Origin of the sequence: Nocardioides sp. GCM10023255 (assembly GCF_042653125.1) — a bacterium.
GTDB lineage: Bacteria > Actinomycetota > Actinomycetes > Propionibacteriales > Nocardioidaceae > Nocardioides.
Map to the genome: position 1 here is coordinate 372,317 of NZ_JBHSHU010000005.1, position 15,909 is coordinate 388,225.

At 71.2% G+C, this 15,909-nt stretch carries 13 protein-coding genes; 5 read left to right on the forward strand and 8 right to left on the reverse strand.

All coding sequences use genetic code 11. The annotated features are described in order from the left end of the window. Window positions 1–4: 4 nt before the first annotated feature. Genes ACFO9I_RS10875 through ACFO9I_RS10890 form a run of 4 tightly spaced genes read right to left on the reverse strand, consistent with a single transcriptional unit; the run spans window position 5 to window position 4,317 of the window. Window positions 5–784, reverse strand: a complete 780-nt coding sequence (locus ACFO9I_RS10875) for a 3-oxoacyl-ACP reductase (RefSeq protein WP_379180646.1) — start codon at window positions 782–784, stop codon at window positions 5–7. Window positions 785–811: 27 nt separating this feature from the next. Then, the gene (locus tag ACFO9I_RS10880; protein WP_379180647.1) at window positions 812–2,173 is read right to left on the reverse strand and encodes an aldehyde dehydrogenase family protein; all 1,362 of its coding nucleotides are present in this window, start codon (window positions 2,171–2,173) and stop codon (window positions 812–814) included. Further along, window positions 2,173–3,555: a glutamine synthetase family protein gene (locus ACFO9I_RS10885; RefSeq protein ID WP_379180649.1), complete on the reverse strand. Its 1,383-nt coding sequence runs from the start codon at window positions 3,553–3,555 to the stop codon at window positions 2,173–2,175. The genes ACFO9I_RS10880 and ACFO9I_RS10885 overlap by 1 nt, the downstream gene beginning before the upstream one ends. A 27-nt stretch (window positions 3,556–3,582) precedes the next feature. After that, a complete protein-coding gene (locus ACFO9I_RS10890; RefSeq protein WP_379180651.1) occupies window positions 3,583–4,317 on the reverse strand; it encodes a FadR/GntR family transcriptional regulator in 735 nt (244 codons plus the stop codon). A gap of 203 nt (window positions 4,318–4,520) precedes the next feature. Here ACFO9I_RS10890 and ACFO9I_RS10895 point away from each other — a divergent pair, with 203 nt between their 5' ends. The 3 genes from ACFO9I_RS10895 to ACFO9I_RS10905 are packed head-to-tail and all read left to right on the forward strand — an operon-like array spanning window position 4,521 to window position 9,471. Further along, a complete protein-coding gene (locus ACFO9I_RS10895; protein WP_379180653.1) occupies window positions 4,521–6,080 on the forward strand; it encodes an amino acid permease in 1,560 nt (519 codons plus the stop codon). Window positions 6,081–6,086: 6 nt separating this feature from the next. Continuing rightward, window positions 6,087–7,001, forward strand: a complete 915-nt coding sequence (locus ACFO9I_RS10900; RefSeq protein ID WP_379180655.1) for a phosphotransferase — start codon at window positions 6,087–6,089, stop codon at window positions 6,999–7,001. Then, complete coding sequence (locus ACFO9I_RS10905; protein WP_379180657.1) at window positions 6,991–9,471, forward strand: GcvT family protein; 2,481 nt, start codon at window positions 6,991–6,993, stop codon at window positions 9,469–9,471. Before ACFO9I_RS10900 ends, ACFO9I_RS10905 begins: the two co-directional genes overlap by 11 nt. Here ACFO9I_RS10905 and ACFO9I_RS10910 read toward each other — a convergent pair. Beyond that, window positions 9,468–9,731, reverse strand: coding sequence for a hypothetical protein (locus tag ACFO9I_RS10910; protein ID WP_379180659.1), 264 nt, complete (start codon window positions 9,729–9,731; stop codon window positions 9,468–9,470). The genes ACFO9I_RS10905 and ACFO9I_RS10910 overlap by 4 nt on opposite strands. A 152-nt stretch (window positions 9,732–9,883) precedes the next feature. Further along, window positions 9,884–11,473, reverse strand: a complete 1,590-nt coding sequence (locus ACFO9I_RS10915) for a catalase (protein ID WP_379180661.1) — start codon at window positions 11,471–11,473, stop codon at window positions 9,884–9,886. A gap of 372 nt (window positions 11,474–11,845) precedes the next feature. On the opposite strand from ACFO9I_RS10915, the gene ACFO9I_RS10920 reads away from it, so the two are divergent. Together ACFO9I_RS10920 and ACFO9I_RS10925 are read left to right on the forward strand one after the other, a co-directional pair. Then, window positions 11,846–12,982 carry a hypothetical protein gene (locus ACFO9I_RS10920; protein WP_379180663.1) on the forward strand — a complete coding sequence of 379 codons (1,137 nt, stop codon included), beginning with the start codon at window positions 11,846–11,848 and terminating at the stop codon, window positions 12,980–12,982. Next, window positions 12,957–13,613 carry a class F sortase gene (locus ACFO9I_RS10925; RefSeq protein WP_379180665.1) on the forward strand — a complete coding sequence of 219 codons (657 nt, stop codon included), beginning with the start codon at window positions 12,957–12,959 and terminating at the stop codon, window positions 13,611–13,613. The genes ACFO9I_RS10920 and ACFO9I_RS10925 overlap by 26 nt, the downstream gene beginning before the upstream one ends. Before the next feature lie 34 nt (window positions 13,614–13,647). Here the strand turns inward: ACFO9I_RS10925 and ACFO9I_RS10930 are convergent, their stop codons facing one another. Then, complete coding sequence (locus ACFO9I_RS10930; RefSeq protein WP_379180667.1) at window positions 13,648–14,700, reverse strand: alpha/beta fold hydrolase; 1,053 nt, start codon at window positions 14,698–14,700, stop codon at window positions 13,648–13,650. Between the two features lie 51 nt (window positions 14,701–14,751). Beyond that, a complete protein-coding gene (locus tag ACFO9I_RS10935; protein ID WP_379180669.1) occupies window positions 14,752–15,858 on the reverse strand; it encodes a class I SAM-dependent methyltransferase in 1,107 nt (368 codons plus the stop codon). Window positions 15,859–15,909: the final 51 nt, after the last annotated feature.

A 15,909-nucleotide genomic window follows, 5' to 3' on the forward strand; every position in this document is an offset into this window, starting at 1 on the left:
CTCCTCACAGCGGCGTGACGTAGGCGCCCGAGATGCCACCGTCGACGAGGAACGCGTTGGCGGTGATGAAGCTGGACTCGTCGGAGGCCAGGAACAGCACCGCGTTGGCCATCTCCGCGGGCTCGGCGAAGCGGCCCATCGGCACGTGCACGAGGCGCCGCGCCGCACGCTCGGGGTCCTTGGCGAAGAGCTCCTGCAGCAACGGTGTGTTGACCGGTCCCGGGCACAGCGCGTTGACGCGCACCCCCTGTCGGGCGAACTGCACGCCGAGCTCGCGCGACATGGACAGCACGCCGCCCTTCGAGGCGGAGTAGGAGATCTGCGACGTCGCCGCGCCCATCACCGCGACGAACGAGGCGGTGTTGATGATGGACCCCGATCCCTGCTCGAGCATGTGGGGGAGCGCGGCCTTGCAGCACAGGTAGACGCTGGTCAGGTTCACCTCCTGCACGCGCCGCCACGCGTCGAGGTCGGTGTCGAGGATCGAGTCGTCCTCCGGCGGCGAGATGCCGGCGTTGTTGAAGGCGATGTCGACCGAGCCGTAGGTGTCCTTCGCGGTCCGGAACAGGGCGTCCACCTGCTCCTTGTCGGTGACGTCGACCTTCACGAACGTCGCGAGGTCGGGGCCGCCCAGCTGGCCGACCAGCTCGTGGCCGCGCTGCTCGTCGATGTCGCCGATGACGACCTTGGCGCCCTCCTCGACGAAGCGCTGCACGGTCGCCAGCCCGATCCCGGAGCAGCCTCCGGTGACGACGGCGACCTTGCCCTGGATGCGTCCTGCCATGTGTGGATCCTCTCGGGGGTCGACTGCTCAGTGTGCGATGAAGACGTTCTTCTCCTCGGTGAACGCCATGGGCGCGTCCGGACCGAGCTCGCGGCCCAAGCCGGACTGCTTGTATCCGCCGAACGGGGTCCAGTAGCGCACCGAGGAGTGGGAGTTGACGCTGAGGTTGCCGGCCTCGACCGCGCGGGCGACCCGCAGCCCACGACCGAGGTCGGCGGTGTAGATCGACCCGGACAGGCCGTACTCGGTGTCGTTCGCGAGCTCGACGGCGTGCGCCTCGTCGTCGAAGGGCATCACCGCGACCACCGGCCCGAACACCTCCTCGCGCCAGATCCGGGCCGCCGGGTCCTCGGTCGTCACGACGGTCGGGGGCACCCAGAAGCCGTCGCCGCCGGGCGTCGACCCGGCGAACGCCACCTCGACCTCGTCGAGGTAGCCCTGCACCGTGCGCTGCTGCCCGGCCGAGATCAGCGGCCCCATCTCGCTGGCCTCGTCACTGGGGTCGAGCACCCGCAGTCCGGTCACCGCCGGCTCGAGCAGGGTCAGGAACTCGTCGTACGCCGACCGCTCGACGAGGATGCGCGAGCGTGCGCAGCAGTCCTGTCCGGCGTTGTCGAAGACGGCGTACGGCGCGGCCGCCGCGGCGGCAACCAGGTCGGAGTCGGCGAAGACGATGTTGGAGCTCTTGCCACCCAGCTCGAGCGTCACCCGCTTCACCTGGTCGGCGCAGCCGGCCATGATCCGCTTGCCGACGGCGGTGGAGCCGGTGAAGCAGACCTTGCGAACCAGCGGGTGGGTCACGAAGCGCTCGCCGACGACGGTGCCCTTGCCGGGCAGCACGGTGAGCACGTGCTCGGGCAGGCCGGCCTCCAGGGCGAGCTCGCCGAGACGGATCGCAGTGAGCGGCGTCAGCTCGGCCGGCTTGAGCACCACGGTGTTGCCGGCCGCCAGAGCGGGGGCGAGGCCCCAGCCCGCGATGGGCATCGGGAAGTTCCAGGGGACGATGATCCCCACGACCCCCAGCGGCTCGTGGAAGGTGACGTCGGTGCCGCCGGCGACCGGGATCTGGCGACCGAAGAGCCGCTCCGGTGCGCCGGCGTAGTAGTTGAGGCAGTCGCGGACGTTGCCCGCCTCCCAGCGCGCGTTTCCCCACGTGTGCCCGGCGTTGCGCACCTCGATCTCGGCGAGCTCCTCGACGTGCGCGTCGACGACCGCGGCGAAGCGACGCAGGAGGGCGGCCCGCTCACCGGGTGCCACCGCGCGCCAGGTGCCGAACGCCTCGTGGGCGCGCACGATCGCGTCGTCGGTCGCCTCGAGGGAGGCGAGAGGGACCTCGGTGACCGGGCGGCCGGTCGCCGGGTTGAGGACGGTGTGGACCTCGGTGCTCATCACAACCTCTCGAATCCGCGTCGGAGCTCCCAGTCGGTCACGGCCGCGTTGTAGGCCGCGAGCTCGACGTCGGCCATGTTGACGTAGTGGTCCACCACCTCGTCACCCAGGGCCGAGCGCGCGATCGTGGACGCGTGGAACGCCTCCCGGGCGGCGCCCATCGTGGAGGGGACGCGCGGCCGGTCGGACGTATACGCGTTGCCGACCAGCTCGTCGGGCAGCGGCAGGTCGTTCTCGATGCCGTGCAGCCCGCCGGCCAGCATGGCGGCCAGCGCCAGGTAGGGGTTGACGTCGGCGCCCGGGATCCGGTTCTCCATCCGGGCCGCCGCCCCCTCGCCCACCAGCCGTACGGCGCAGGTGCGGTTGTCGTGCCCCCAGGCGATCGCGGTCGGTGCGAAGGAGGCGTCCGCGAACCGCTTGTAGGAGTTGATGTTCGGGGCGTAGAGCAGGGTGAAGTCGGCGGCGGTGGCCAGCACCCCGGCGACGAACTGGTCGTAGAGCCGGGAGCGTCGTCCGGACTCGGCGTCCCAGAACACGAGCTCGCCGTCCTGGCCGCGCAGCGACAGGTGGATGTGGCACGAGCTGCCCTCGCGCTGGTCGTACTTCGCCATGAACGTGATCGCCTTGCCCTGCTGGGCCGCGATCTCTTTGGCGGCGGTCTTGTAGACCGCATGGTTGTCGGCGGTGACCAGCGCCTCGGCGTACAGGAAGCCGATCTCGTGCTGGCCGAGGTTGCACTCGCCCTTGGCGCCCTCGACGTCGAGACCGGCGTCGAACATGTGGTTGCGGATGCTGCGCAGCAGCGGCTCGGCCCTGCTGGTGCCGAGGATCGAGTAGTCGACGTTGTACTGGTTGACCGGCGTCAGGTCGCGGTAGTGGTTGTCGTGGGCCTGCTCGTAGCTGGTGTCGAAGGCGATGAACTCCAGCTCCGTGCCGGCCAGGGCCACCCAGCCGTGCTCCGCCGCGCGGTCCAGCTGGCGCTTGAGGATGGTCCGCGGGGACTGCAGCACGGGGGAGTGTCCTGCCCCGTCCGCGGCCGGCCAGACGAGGTCGCACTGGATCAGCGCCGTGGCCGGCAGGTGGGTGAGCATCCGGATCGTCTGGTCGTCGAGGACGAACTCCATGTCGCCGTAGCCCTTGTCCCACGACGAGATCGAGTAGCCGGCCACCGTGTTCATGTCGACGTCGACCGCCAGCAGGTAGTTGCACCCCTCGGTCCCGTGGTCGACGACGTGGTCCACGAAGTAGCGGCCGTGCAGGCGCTTGCCCTGGAGCCGACCCTGCATGTCGGTGAAGGCGACGACGACGGTGTCGACGTCCCCGGCCTCGATCCGGGCGATCAGGTCGCCCATGCTGAGGTAGCGGTGGTTGCGTGTTCTCAAGGCGCTCTCCAGACGTCGGGTCGGGTCTCAGCCCACCAGTCCGCGCAGCAGCGCGGCGGTGTCGTCGCAGTGTTCCTCCATGACCGTGCGCGCCCGGTCGGCCCGGCCGGCCAGGATCGCGCGGACCAGGGCGGCGTGCTGCCGGTCGGAGTGCGCGATGTTGGCCTCGAGGACCGGGATCGCCAGCAGCATCTCGTGCATCGTGGCCTGCACCGAGGTCACGGCCTCCACCACCCGCGGGGAGCCGGTCAGTGCCGCCACGGTCAGGTGGAACCGGGAGTCGGCCTGCCGGTGCTGGGCCGGCCTGCGCGCAGCCGCGACGGCCTCGAGCGCGTCCTCGAGCTGCGTGCGCGCACCCTCGGTGAGGTGCACGCGCGCCGCGAGGTGCGCGGCGCCGGGCTCGACGATGCGCCGGAAGTCCAGTGCGTCCAGCCACTCACGGCGTCGCTCCGGCGAGGTCCGGGCGGCGGCGCGGGCCGAGGGCGTGCGCGGCTTGAGGGTCACGACGGTGCCCCCACCGCGCCCCCGCCTGGTCTCGACCAGCCCGGCCTGGCGCAGCGCCGCCATCGCCTCGCGCAGGGTCGCCCTCGAGACGTTGAGGCGCGCAGCCAGCTCGCGCTCGGAGGGCAGCGTTGACCCGAGCGGGTAGACGCCCAGGCGGATCGTCGTGGCGAGCTGCTCGACGCACGCCTCGAACGCGTGCCGGCCACGGACCGGCCGCAGGACTGCCTCGGTGAGGTCGTGCTCCGGCGAGGCGGTCATTCCGTCATCCTCGGGTCGCCCGGAGACGGTGTCAATGAACCAATGGTCTGAGTTCAGACCAATTTTACGTAACTGGTCCGGAAGGCTCTGGACGGTCGGTTCGCCCGGGTCTAGCCTCCGACCAATCGTTGCTACGCACTCCGAGAAGGTGCCACATGCCTGAAGCACACGAACCCCTCGCGGAACACGATGTCCCACCGCACATGACGGAGGACGAGAAGCACCTGGCCAGGCTCGGGTACAAGCAGGAGCTCAACCGGACCTGGTCGGAGTTCTCCAACTTCGCCATCTCCTTCTCGATCATCTCGATCCTTGCCGGCTGCTTCACCAACTTCGGCGCCGGCTTCAACAACGGTGGACCGATCTCGATCTCGTGGACGTGGCCGATCCTCGGCCTGCTGATCCTGATCATCGGCTTCACGATGTCCGAGCTGGTCTCGGCGTACCCGACGTCGGGCGGCATCTACTGGTGGGCCTCGAAGCTGGGCGGCCCGGCCGCGGGCTTCTTCACCGGCTGGCTCAACCTGATCGGCCTGATCGCGGTGACCGCCGGCGTGGCCTACGGCTGCGCCACGTTCATCGACCTCACCATCAGCACCTACTCGGAGTCCTACGCCGGTGACTACTCGCTCACGCGGGTGTTCGTCATCTTCGTCATCGTGCTGACGCTGATCTCGTTGCTCAACATCTTCAGCGGCCACCTGATGGCGATCATGAACAACGTCTCCGTGTGGTGGCACGTCGTCGGGGCGCTGGCGATCGTGGGTGTCCTGGTGCTCGTCCCCGACCAGCACCAGAGCTTCAGCTACGTGTTCACCGAGCGGTTCAACAACTCGGGGTACGGCGGCGGCAGCACGAGCTCGCTCGGGTTCTGGTTCGCGATCGTGCCGTTCGGCTTCCTGCTGACCCAGTACACGATCACGGGGTTCGACGCGTGCGCCCACCTCTCCGAGGAGACCGCGCAGGCGTCCAAGGCAGCAGCGAAGGGCATCTGGCGGTCGATCCTGTACTCCGTCCTGGGCGGCTACGTCCTCCTGCTCGCCGTGGTCTTCGCGATCCCGGACAACGCGCAGGGCCAGCCGGACAACGCGCTGGCCGGCCTCGGCGTGCAGCCGATCTTCCTGGGCGCGCTCGGTCAGAACTGGGCGACCCTGGTCCTGTTCATCTCCGCGTCGGCGCAGTTCTTCTGCGCCACGTCGTGCATGACGTCCGCGTCGCGGATGACGTTCGCGTTCAGCCGGGACGGAGCCATCCCGGGATCGCAGTACTGGTCGCGGCTGACGAGGAACAGGGTGCCGGCGCATGCGGTGGTGGGTGTCGCGGTGGTGAGCGCCCTGCTCACGCTGCCCGCGCTGATCAAGGTGGACGTGGGCGGTACGCCGGTGCCGCTGGCGTTCTACGCCGTCACGTCGATCGCGGTCATCGGCCTCTACCTGGCCTTCGCCATCCCGATCTTCCTGCGCTGGAGGCACGGGTCCCGCTTCGACGTCGGCTCGTGGAACAACGGCTCGAAGTACAAGTGGATGAACCCGTTGGCGGTGGCCGAGATCATCATCGTCTCGCTCTACCTGATGATGCCCTCGACCCCGGCGGCGAACCCGTTCCGCGACGAGTTCGAGTGGAAGTTCCTGAACTACGCGCCGGTCGTCACGCTGGGCGCGCTGCTGCTGCTCACCATCTGGTGGTTCGCCTCGGCGCGCAAGTGGTTCACCGGACCGAAGCACACCATCGACGAGACCGTCGTCGAGGCCTTCGACGCCTGACGCGTCGTGCCGGAGGAGGTCGCGCTGGCGGCCCTGCTGGACCGCATTCCGGTCCTGCAGGGCCTTCCGCGCACGGTGGTCGACCTGCACGGCGGGCTGACCAACCGCAACCTGCGCGTGCGGACACCCGACCGCGACCTGGTCGTGCGGCTGTTCCGGGGCGACGCCGACCTGCTCGGCATCGACCGCGACGCCGAGGCCCACAACACCCGCGCGGCGGCGGACGCGGGGGCGGGCCCGGCCGTCGTGGACTACCTGCCCGACCTCGGGGTGCTGGTCATCGAGCACGTCGACGGCGTCACGCTGGGCAACGAGTCCTTCGCCGAGCCCGGCACGGTCGAGCGGGTCGCGACCGCGTGCCGACGGCTGCACGAGGGACCGCGCTTCTCCGGCGACTTCGACATGGTCCGGCGCCAGGCGCGCTACCTGGCGACGGTCCACGAGCGCGGCTACCCGTTGTTCGCGAGGTACTCCGACTTCGACGGGCACCTCGCCAGGCTGGCCGCCGCGCTGGCAGCGCGACCGACGACCACCGTGCCCTGCAACAACGACCTGCTCGCGGCGAACTTCATCGACGACGGGGCCCGCATCTGGGTGATCGACTACGAGTACTCCGGCAACAACGACGCGTGCTTCGAGCTCGGCAACACGGCCACCGAGTGCGACCTGGACGACGACCAGGTGGAGGCCCTGGTCCTTGCCTACTTCGGACGGCTGACCAGGCACGAGCTGGCCCGCGTGCGCCTCCAGTCGGTGGTCTCGGAGTACGGCTGGGCGCTGTGGGGGGCGATCCAGGCGGCCGCGAGCCCCATCGACCACGACTTCCTCGCCTGGGGGCAGCAGCGGTTCGACAAGGCCGCGTCCACGTTCAGCAGCCCGGTGTTCGGGCGCCTGCTCGAGGACTTGTGCCGTGACGACTGAGGCGCCGCCGGGCTCGACGCACCAGCTCCCCGCCCGGGCCCGTGTGGTCATCGTCGGGGGTGGTGTCATCGGCACGTCGGTTGCCTACCACCTCGCCCGCCTGGGCTGGGACGACGTCCTGCTGCTGGAGCAGGGCACGCTGTCGTGCGGCACGACCTGGCACGCGGCCGGCCTGGTGGGTCCGCTGCGGGCGTCGGAGAACGGCACCCGCCTCGTGCAGTACTCCGCGGATCTCTACGCGTCCCTGGAGGCCGAGACCGGTCAGGCCACCGGTTACCGCAACGTGGGCGGGGTCATCGTCGCGCGCATCGAGGACCGGATGGTCCAGCTGCGGCGTACGGCGGCCAACGCCGCGGCGTACGGCCTGGACTGCGAGCTGCTCACCCCGGCGCAGGCCCTTGCCCGGTGGCCGGTCATGACCGTCGGTGACCTGCGCGGGGCGATCTGGCTCCCCGGCGACGGCAAGGTCAACCCGACCGACCTGACCATGGCGCTCGCGCGGGGTGCCCGCATGCGGGGTGCCTCGATCCTCGAGCAGGTCCGGGTCACCGGGTTCCGCAGCGAGCAGGGGCCGGCGGGGCGGCGGGTCACCGGCGTCGAGACCGACCAGGGCCCGGTCGAGGCGGAGGTGGTGGTCAACTGCGCCGGGCAGTGGGCCAAGGCGCTCGGTGACCGGGCCGGGGTGACCGTGCCGTTGCACTCGGCCGAGCACTTCTACGTCGTCACTGAGCGCATCGACGGTGTCCACCCCGACCTGCCGATCATGCGCGACCCCGACGGCTACACCTACTTCAAGGAGGAGGTGGGCGGCCTGGTCGTCGGCGGCTTCGAGCCGCAGGCCCGTCCCTGGCGCTCACCGAACAGCCTCCCGCACCCGTTCGAGTTCCAGCTCCTCGAGGAGGACTGGGAGCACTTCGCGGTCCTGATGGAGGAGGCGGTCCTGCGGATCCCGGCGCTCGCCGACACCGGGATCCGCAAGTTCTACAACGGCCCCGAGTCCTTCACCCCCGACAACCAGTTCCTGCTGGGGGAGACCCCTGGGCTGCGCGGCCACTTCGTCGCCGCCGGTTTCAACTCCGTGGGCATCGCCTCGGCCGGGGGCGCCGGTCGCGCGCTGGCGGAGTGGATCGTGGCCGGCGAGCCGACGTCCGACCTGGTGGGGATGGACGTGCGTCGCTTCGCGCCCTTCAACGCCAACAACCGGCTGCTGCGCGCCCGGGTGGCCGAGGTCCTCGGCCTGCACTACGCGGTGCCCTGGCCCAACCGGGAGCTGGAGACCGCGCGCCCGTTCCGCTGCTCGCCGCTGCACGACCGTCTGGCCGCGGCGGGTGCCGTCTTCGGCTCCCGGATGGGGTGGGAGCGTCCCAACGTGTTCGCCCCGTCTCCGGCCCGCGCCCGCCTCGACTACACGTGGGGCAAGCCGGCGTGGCTGCCCTGGTCCGCGGCCGAGCAGCGCGCCACCCGCGGCGACGTCGCCGTCTTCGACCAGACGTCGTTCTCCAAGTACGCCGTGCAGGGACCGGGCGCGCTGTCGTGGCTGCAGTGGGTGTGCGCCGCCGACGTCGACGTGGACCCGGGACAGGTCGTCTACACGCCCCTGCTCAACGGCCGCGGGACCTACGAGGCGGACCTGACGGTCACGCGGGTCGGGCACGACGAGTTCCTGCTCGTCAGCAGCTCGGCGACCACGGTGCGCGACCTCGACTGGATCGCGCGCCACCGACCCGACGGGTGTGCCGCGGCGATCACCGACGTCACCTCGGCGTACGCGGTGCTCGGGGTGATGGGCCCGCGGTCCCGTGAGCTCCTCAACCAGCTCACCGACGCGGACCTCGCCGACGAGGCCTTCCCGTTCGCCACCAGCCGCACCATCCCGCTCGGGTTCGCGACCCTGCGCGCGACCCGGATGACCTACGTCGGCGAGCTCGGGTGGGAGCTGATGGTGCCTGTGGAGCTGGCGGCCGGCGTCTACGACCTCGTGCGCTCCGAGGGTGCGACGGACGCCGGCTACTACGCCATCGAGTCCCTGCGGCTGGAGAAGGGATACCGTGCCTTCGGCCGCGAGCTGACCCCGGACGTCACCCCGGTCGAGGCCGGTCTCGTGTTCGCGACGGGCCTGGACAAGGTCTCCCGCACCGGCGAGCCGGTCGAGTTCCTGGGGCGGGACGCGCTGCTCGCCCGTCGCGACCACATGCGCGAGCCGGGCCCGCGTCGGCGGCTGGTGTCGTTCGTGGTGGCCAGCGACCGGCCCATGCTGTGGGGCGGAGAGCTCGTCCTGCACGACGGGCTTCCCGTCGGTCAGGTGACGAGCGTGGCCTGGGGCGAGACCGTCGGCTCCTGCGTGGGTCTGGCGTGGGTGTCACGCGAGGAGCCGGTCACCACCGAATGGCTGGCGGCCGGCGGCTTCGAGGTCGACGTCGCGGGGGAGCGGTACGCCGTGCGCGCGTCCCTCCGCGCGCCCTTGGGCTAGGCCTCGACGAGGATCACCAGGGTCTCGGGCAGCACACCGTCGTACGCCATGGCATCCGCGGCGCCCTCGGACTGCATCGCGGCCTGGAAGGCATCCATGTCGGCAACGTCCATCAGCACCGCGACGTGGGTCGAGTTCTGCGGGTCGACGAACGTACGGATGTTGGTGACGCCGAGGGGACCGAAGAACTCCTCGCGCTTCGGCGACGCCAGCCAGTGGTCGACGTCGTTCACATCGTGGTGACCCATCAAGGTCGGCATGGCTCCTCCTCGGCGTCGAGGGCCGACGGGCGTCCAGCCCTGGCCCTCGACGCTACAACCGGTGCGCTGGCGCGCGGATCGACCAAATCACCCGGATGACGGGCACCCGGATGACGACCGACCCGGTCCTGCTCGCGGTGGGAGCCTGGGGATCAGCCTGCGTGGGTGTCCTTCTCCACGACCGGGTCGCTCGCGTCGGCCTTCGCGGCCTCGGGCTGCCCGCTGGGCATGTCGCCCTCGTTCTTGCTGCGGACCAGCTCCTCGATCTTCTTGCCGCACTCGGGGTCCACGTGGTGCCAGTACTGGAACGCGCGCTCGAGCACGTCGCCCTCGACGCCGGCGAGCAGGTGCCCGGCGACGGTCTGCACGAACTGCTCGCGCTGCTGGTCGTCCCAGACCTCGCGCACCAGCGCGCCGGCCTGGGAGAAGTCGTCGTCGTCCTGCCGCAGCGTGTAGGCCTGCCGCACCATCGCCCCGTCGGCCTCCCAGCCGTCCACGACCTCGCCGACGCCGTCGGCGTAGCCGCGACCGAACGAGTTCGGGGCGTAGACCGGGTCGTCCGAGCGGTGCTCGTAGGCCATCGGTCCGTCCTGGGTGTAGGTGTTGATCTCCACCCTCGGGCGGTTGACCGGCAGCTGCAGGTAGTTGGGGCCGATCCGGTAGCGGTGGGTGTCGGAGTAGGCGAAGGCCCGGCCGAGGAGCATCTTGTCGGGGGAGAATCCGATGCCCGGGACGAGCGCGCTCGGCTCGAAGGCCGCCTGCTCGATCTGGGCGAAGAAGTTCTCCGGGTTCCGGTTCAGCGTCATCGTGCCGACCTTGATCAGCGGGTAGTCGCTGTGCGGCCAGACCTTGGTCAGGTCGAACGGGTTGATCCGGTAGGTCTTGGCGTCGTCGTACGGCATCGCCTGGATCGACAGCGTCCAGCTGGGGAACTCCTGCCGGGCGATGGCGTCGTACAGGTCGCGACGGTGGAAGTCGGCGTCCTCGCCGGCGATCCGGGTGGCGTCGGCGTCGGTCAGGCCCTCGACGCCCTGGTCGCTGTGGAAGTGGTACTTGATCCAGTGCTTCTCGCCGGCCTCGTTGATCCACAGGTAGGTGTGGGAGCCGTAGCCGTTCATGTGCCGGAACGTCTTCGGGATGCCGCGGTCACCCATCAGGTAGGTCACCTGGTGGGCCGACTCCGGGTTGAGGCTCCAGAAGTCCCACTGCATGTTGTTGTCGCGCAGGCCCGAGCCGCCGCGGCGCTTCTGGCTGCGGATGAAGTGCGGGAACTTCATGGTGTCGCGGACGAAGAAGACCGGCGTGTTGTTGCCGACGAGGTCGTAGTTGCCCTCGGTCGTGTAGAACTTCAGCGCGAAGCCGCGCGGGTCGCGCCAGGTGTCGGGTGACCCCTGCTCGCCGGCCACCGTGGAGAAGCGTGCCAGCATCTCGGTCCTGGCGCCCTGCTGGAACAGCGCGGCCTTGGTGTAGCGCGACACGTCCTCGGTCGTCACGAGCTCGCCGAAGGCGCCGGAGCCCTTGGCGTGCACGTTGCGCTCCGGGATCCGCTCGCGGTTGAAGTGCGCCATCTGGTTCAGGAAGTGCACGTCGTGGAGCAGGATCGGACCGTCCGGGCCGAGGGTCAGGCTGTTGCGGTCGCTGGGTGCGGGGGCGCCGTTGTCGGTGGTCGATCCGAGCTGCGCCTCCTGCGACGGGGCGGTGGCGACGGACGTGCCGTCTGTCGGCTGAGGCAGGTCAGGCATCGGCTCTCCTCGAGATTGCTGGGGTGGGGCGGTTACTCGACCCTGCCCCCGTTTCTTGATCCAGTCAAGAAAACCTGTCGGGGCGTGTCGGCCGGGTCGGAGAACCGTCGACAGCGGAGCTGTGGCCGTCACTGACGACGCTGTTGCGTACCCGTTACGGCAGCGGTCAATCCCTGTCTGGACCAGCCCGTCTGGACCTCGTGTTGCGAACGACGTGGCCTGGGTCACATCGCCGTGCCTGAGGGCGGATGACGCCGTTTGTCCCTGCGGATCCGGGGGGACCTCCCGCCAGCACGGCGTCTCGGGACGCGCCGTGTGGACCGACCATCGATGCCGGGTGCTCGCACCCGGCCGAAAACAGGAGCTGTCTGCATGTCTCGACCGATCAGTGTCCGACGATCACTCGCCCTCACCTCCGCCGTGGTGATCACGGCCGGGGGTGCCTTCCTGGCACCGGCAACCGCCGACCCGGGGCAGGGCAACGGTCAGGGGAACGGGCACGGCCAGGGTCAGGCGCACGGTCACCACCACGCGTCCGACCACGCGAAGGACAAGAGCAAGGACCAGAGCAAGGACAAGGGGGGCAAGAACGGGGGCGGCCACGGCAACGGCGGCAGCCACGGCAACGGCGGCAGCCACGGCAACGGCGGCAGCCACGGCAACGGCGGCAGCCACGGCAACGGGGGCAGCCACGGCAACGGGGGCAGCCACGGCAACGGGGGCAGCCACGGCAACGGGAGCGGTGATCCGGCCGGCAACAACGGCACCGTGAAGATCGCGCCGCTGGGGGAGATGGACTCCATCCCGAACAACACGCCGCACGTCGGCTGCTCGTTCGAGATCGAGTGGTACGGCTTCGACGAGGGCGCCGACGTGGTCTCGTCGGTCAGCTTCGCGATGCAGGCCCCGACCTCCGACGTGGGGCTCGCGGTCGACGGGCCGGCCTCGGTCTTCGTGGGCGGCGACCCGGCCAGCGGCGCGGGAACCGCCACCGGGCTGGACGGTCGCGAGACCTACACGCTGTCCTTCACCGGCGACCCGCACCCGAAGCAGGGCTACCACGTGAAGCTCACCGTGGCGACGCCGCGCTCGAAGGGCAACGACACCAAGACCAAGGTCTTCTGGGTCCAGCCGTGCGACGAGACCCCGGGCGTCGGGGGCGGCACCGACACCGACACCGGTACCGACACCGACACCGACTCGGGCACCGAGACCGCGGACGGCACCGGAGGTGCCGACGATGCGGCCGGGTCGGGCTCGACCAGCGGTCCGCAGGTGCTCGGCACCCAGGCCTCGGCGGGCTCCGGGGGCGCCGACGACGGGGCGTCCGCGCAGTCGCAGAACGGTGACGTCCCGACGGCGGTCGACGCCGGCGAGGACGGGCGGTCCGCCCTGGTGGACCTCATCCGCTCGCCGTGGCCCCTCGCGCTGGTCGGGCTGGGTGCCCTGCTGACCATCGCCGCCGTCACTCGCCGCCGTCACGGTGTCGACGCCGACGCCGCGGAGTGAGGACTCCGGCCGCGGCCGCCTCTGGGTGGTCGCGGCCGGCGTCGCGCTCGCGGTCCTCGGGCTGCTGGCCTGGTTCCTCCAGGCACCCACGGCCGGTGTCACGACGGCGTCGCCGGGAGGCGACGCCACGAGCGCTGCGCGGCGGGGCGATGAGGCTCCCGCGGCGGTCCGTGCTCCCCGGCTCCCGGGCGCACCGCGCCGGGTGCTGATCCCGGCCCTCCGCGTCGACGCGCCGGTGCTCCCGGTGCGGGCCCCGGGCGGCACGCTGGTGCCGCCGAGCAACCCCCGTCAGCTCGGCTGGTGGGCAGGTGGGGCACGACCGGGTGCCGCGCGCGGGAGCGCGTTGGTCACCGGCCACACCGTGCACACCGGCGGTGGTGCGCTCGACGACCTCGAGACCTTGCAGCGCGGCGACGTCGTCACGGTGCGCACGGACCGGGGATTCGTCCGGTACGCCGTGCGCCGGGTCGCGGTCCACAGCAAGGGGTCCGTGGCCGACCACGCCGAGCGGCTGTTCAGCCAGCAGGTCCCCGGCCGGCTGGTCCTGATCACCTGCGAGGACTGGGACGGGCAGCGTTACCTGAGCAACGTCGTCGTCGTCGCGACACCGGTGGAGCAGCGACACCGGTAGAGCATTGCCGAGGTCGTCGAGGAGCGGTGGTGCCTCAGGCTTCGCCGTGCTCGGCGGCCCAGGCCGCGGCGGCAGCTCGCGAGGCGACCCCGAGGCGGGTCCGGATGTTGGCGACGTGGCGGTGGACGGTGTGCACACTCAGCACGAGCTCGCGAGCGATCTCGGCGTCGGTCATGCCACGCGCCACGAGGCGGATGACCTCGCGCTCCCGCGGCGACAGCTGCGCCGGACCGCGGTCGGACGATCCCTCGACGCCCCCGGGCAGGGGATTGCGACCGGCGAGGAATGCGCGCACCGCGGACGCAACGCCCACCGCGTCACCACGCCAGGGCAGGTGCTCGTTGCCCGGCAGCGGCACGAACGTCGCACCGGGGATGCGGGCGGCGAGGTCCTGGCCGAGCGCGAACGGGATCGCCCGGTCGTCCCGACGGTGCAGCACCGCAACCGGTGCGCGCAGCAGTGGCAGCACGTCGTCGGCCACGAGGTCGTAGACGCTGCGGAGCGCCTGCGCGGCGACCTCACGGGACGAGGACCGACGCTGGAACCTGGCGAAGCGCTCCCGCTCGTCGGCGTCGGCCCCCGGCATGAAGACGTCGGCGAGGACCCGTGAGCCCAGCCCCCAGTGGCTCTCCACCACCCTCACCAGGGTGGCCCGCGCTTCCGGGGTGGCGATGTCGGCGCCCCGGGCGTAGCCGCCGTACAGCACCACCCGGTCGACGCGGTCCGGGTTACGGGCGGCGTACGCCGCGACCACCGGACAGCCCGACGACCCGGCGAAGAGGGAGACCCGGTCCGTGCCGAGCCGATCGACGAGCCCGGCGAGCACGCCGACCTCGGCGTCCCGGCCGCTCGGCGGCGGACCGGCCCGGTCGGACAGTCCCGTGCCGGGCCGGTCGTAGCGGACCACACGGTGATCGGCCGCGAGCAGTCCGATGAAGCGCCGGAAGCGTGGCTCCTCCCAGTCGAGCGCGAGGTGGCCGGCCCACCAGCCGCCGACGACGAGGGCCGGGCCGGAGCCGACCGAGGACCAGGCCACGGTCCGGCCGCCGATCTCGGCGTGCCGGATGACCTGGTCCTCGGTGGGCATGAGGCCATCGTAGGGACGATCATGCGCCCGTCACCCGCGGTTCCGTGGTGCTCAGCCGAGCCGGTGGAACCGCCAGAACGGGTGCTCGACGGGCAGCACCTCGAACCGCTCGAAGCCCGCCTCGGCCACCCAGCGGCGCAGCGTCCCGGGTCGCAGCACGGTGCCGTTGACCACCGAGGACGACTCCGCCCAGGTCGCGGGCAGGCAGTGCAGGACGCTCATCGAGAGCTTGAGCCGTTCGACCTCGTCGGCCGGTGCGTACCGCTCGTCCTCGCCGTGCTCGTCGGCGACGAGAACGGCGCCGCCGGTCGCCAGCAGGCCACGGAAGGCCCGCAGCGCCTCGACCGGCTCGCCCATGTCGTGCAGCGCCTGGTAGACGGTGACCAGCGTGACCGGCGAGCGGGCGGCGTCCCGCAGCGCAGCCGGGTCGGCGGCGTTGGCGCGGACGATCTCGACCCTGTCGACCAGGCCGGTGTCCTCGACGTGACGTCGTGCCTCCTCCACGGAGCGGGCGTCGAGGTCGACGCCGACGACCCGGGCCGCGGGGAACGCCCGGGCCAGCCCGATGGTGGACCAGCCCTCGCCGCACCCGGCGTCCAGGACGATGCCGCCGCGGTCCAGCCTGGCCGCGACGTCGGGCAGCGTCTCGACCCAGGCCCTGGTCTCGTGGGTGAACCCGGGGCGGTTGATCGACGCGATACCGAACCGGAGCTCGTCACCGAAGGCGGCGTACTCGACGCCGCGTCCGGTGGCGTAGGCGTCGGCCACGTCGCGCAACGTGGTCGCGACGCCGAGCAGCAGGGGAGCGGCGCCGACCAGATGCGCCGGGCTCTCCTCGGCGACCAGGACCGCGGCGTGCCCGTCGGGCAGTGCGAAGCGGCGCGGCTCGGCCGACACGACGTCGAGGATGCCCGCGGCCGCCTGCTGGTCGAGCCACTCCTCGGCGTACCGCGGCGCGATCGAGGCCCGCGCGGACAGCTCGTCGGCGGTGACGGCGCCCGAGCCTGCGAGCGCCTCGTACAGCCCGAGCCTCCGGCCGAGTTCGACGGTGAGCAGCTCGACGCCGGCGCCGAACTGGCCGAGCAGCGTCTGGGCGAGCTGCTCGGCCCGCTCCTCGTCCGTCTGGGCCGAGGCCCGGGTGGTGGTGTCGATGGACATGGTGGGTCCTCCTCGTGGAATGGGGTGTCCTTCGCTCACCAGTCCACCCGT

Bases quoted from the DNA above. Each gene is read 5' to 3' on its own strand.
- ACFO9I_RS10875 (WP_379180646.1), bottom strand. From the start codon at position 784: ATGGCAGGACGCATCCAGGGCAAGGTCGCCGTCGTCACCGGAGGCTGC.
- ACFO9I_RS10880 (WP_379180647.1), bottom strand. From the start codon at position 2,173: ATGAGCACCGAGGTCCACACCGTCCTCAACCCGGCGACCGGCCGCCCG.
- ACFO9I_RS10890 (WP_379180651.1), bottom strand. From the start codon at position 4,317: ATGACCGCCTCGCCGGAGCACGACCTCACCGAGGCAGTCCTGCGGCCG.
- ACFO9I_RS10895 (WP_379180653.1), top strand. From the start codon at position 4,521: ATGACGGAGGACGAGAAGCACCTGGCCAGGCTCGGGTACAAGCAGGAG.
- ACFO9I_RS10910 (WP_379180659.1), bottom strand. From the start codon at position 9,731: ATGCCGACCTTGATGGGTCACCACGATGTGAACGACGTCGACCACTGG.
- ACFO9I_RS10915 (WP_379180661.1), bottom strand. From the start codon at position 11,473: ATGCCTGACCTGCCTCAGCCGACAGACGGCACGTCCGTCGCCACCGCC.
- ACFO9I_RS10920 (WP_379180663.1), top strand. From the start codon at position 11,846: ATGTCTCGACCGATCAGTGTCCGACGATCACTCGCCCTCACCTCCGCC.
- ACFO9I_RS10930 (WP_379180667.1), bottom strand. From the start codon at position 14,700: ATGCCCACCGAGGACCAGGTCATCCGGCACGCCGAGATCGGCGGCCGG.
- ACFO9I_RS10935 (WP_379180669.1), bottom strand. From the start codon at position 15,858: ATGTCCATCGACACCACCACCCGGGCCTCGGCCCAGACGGACGAGGAG.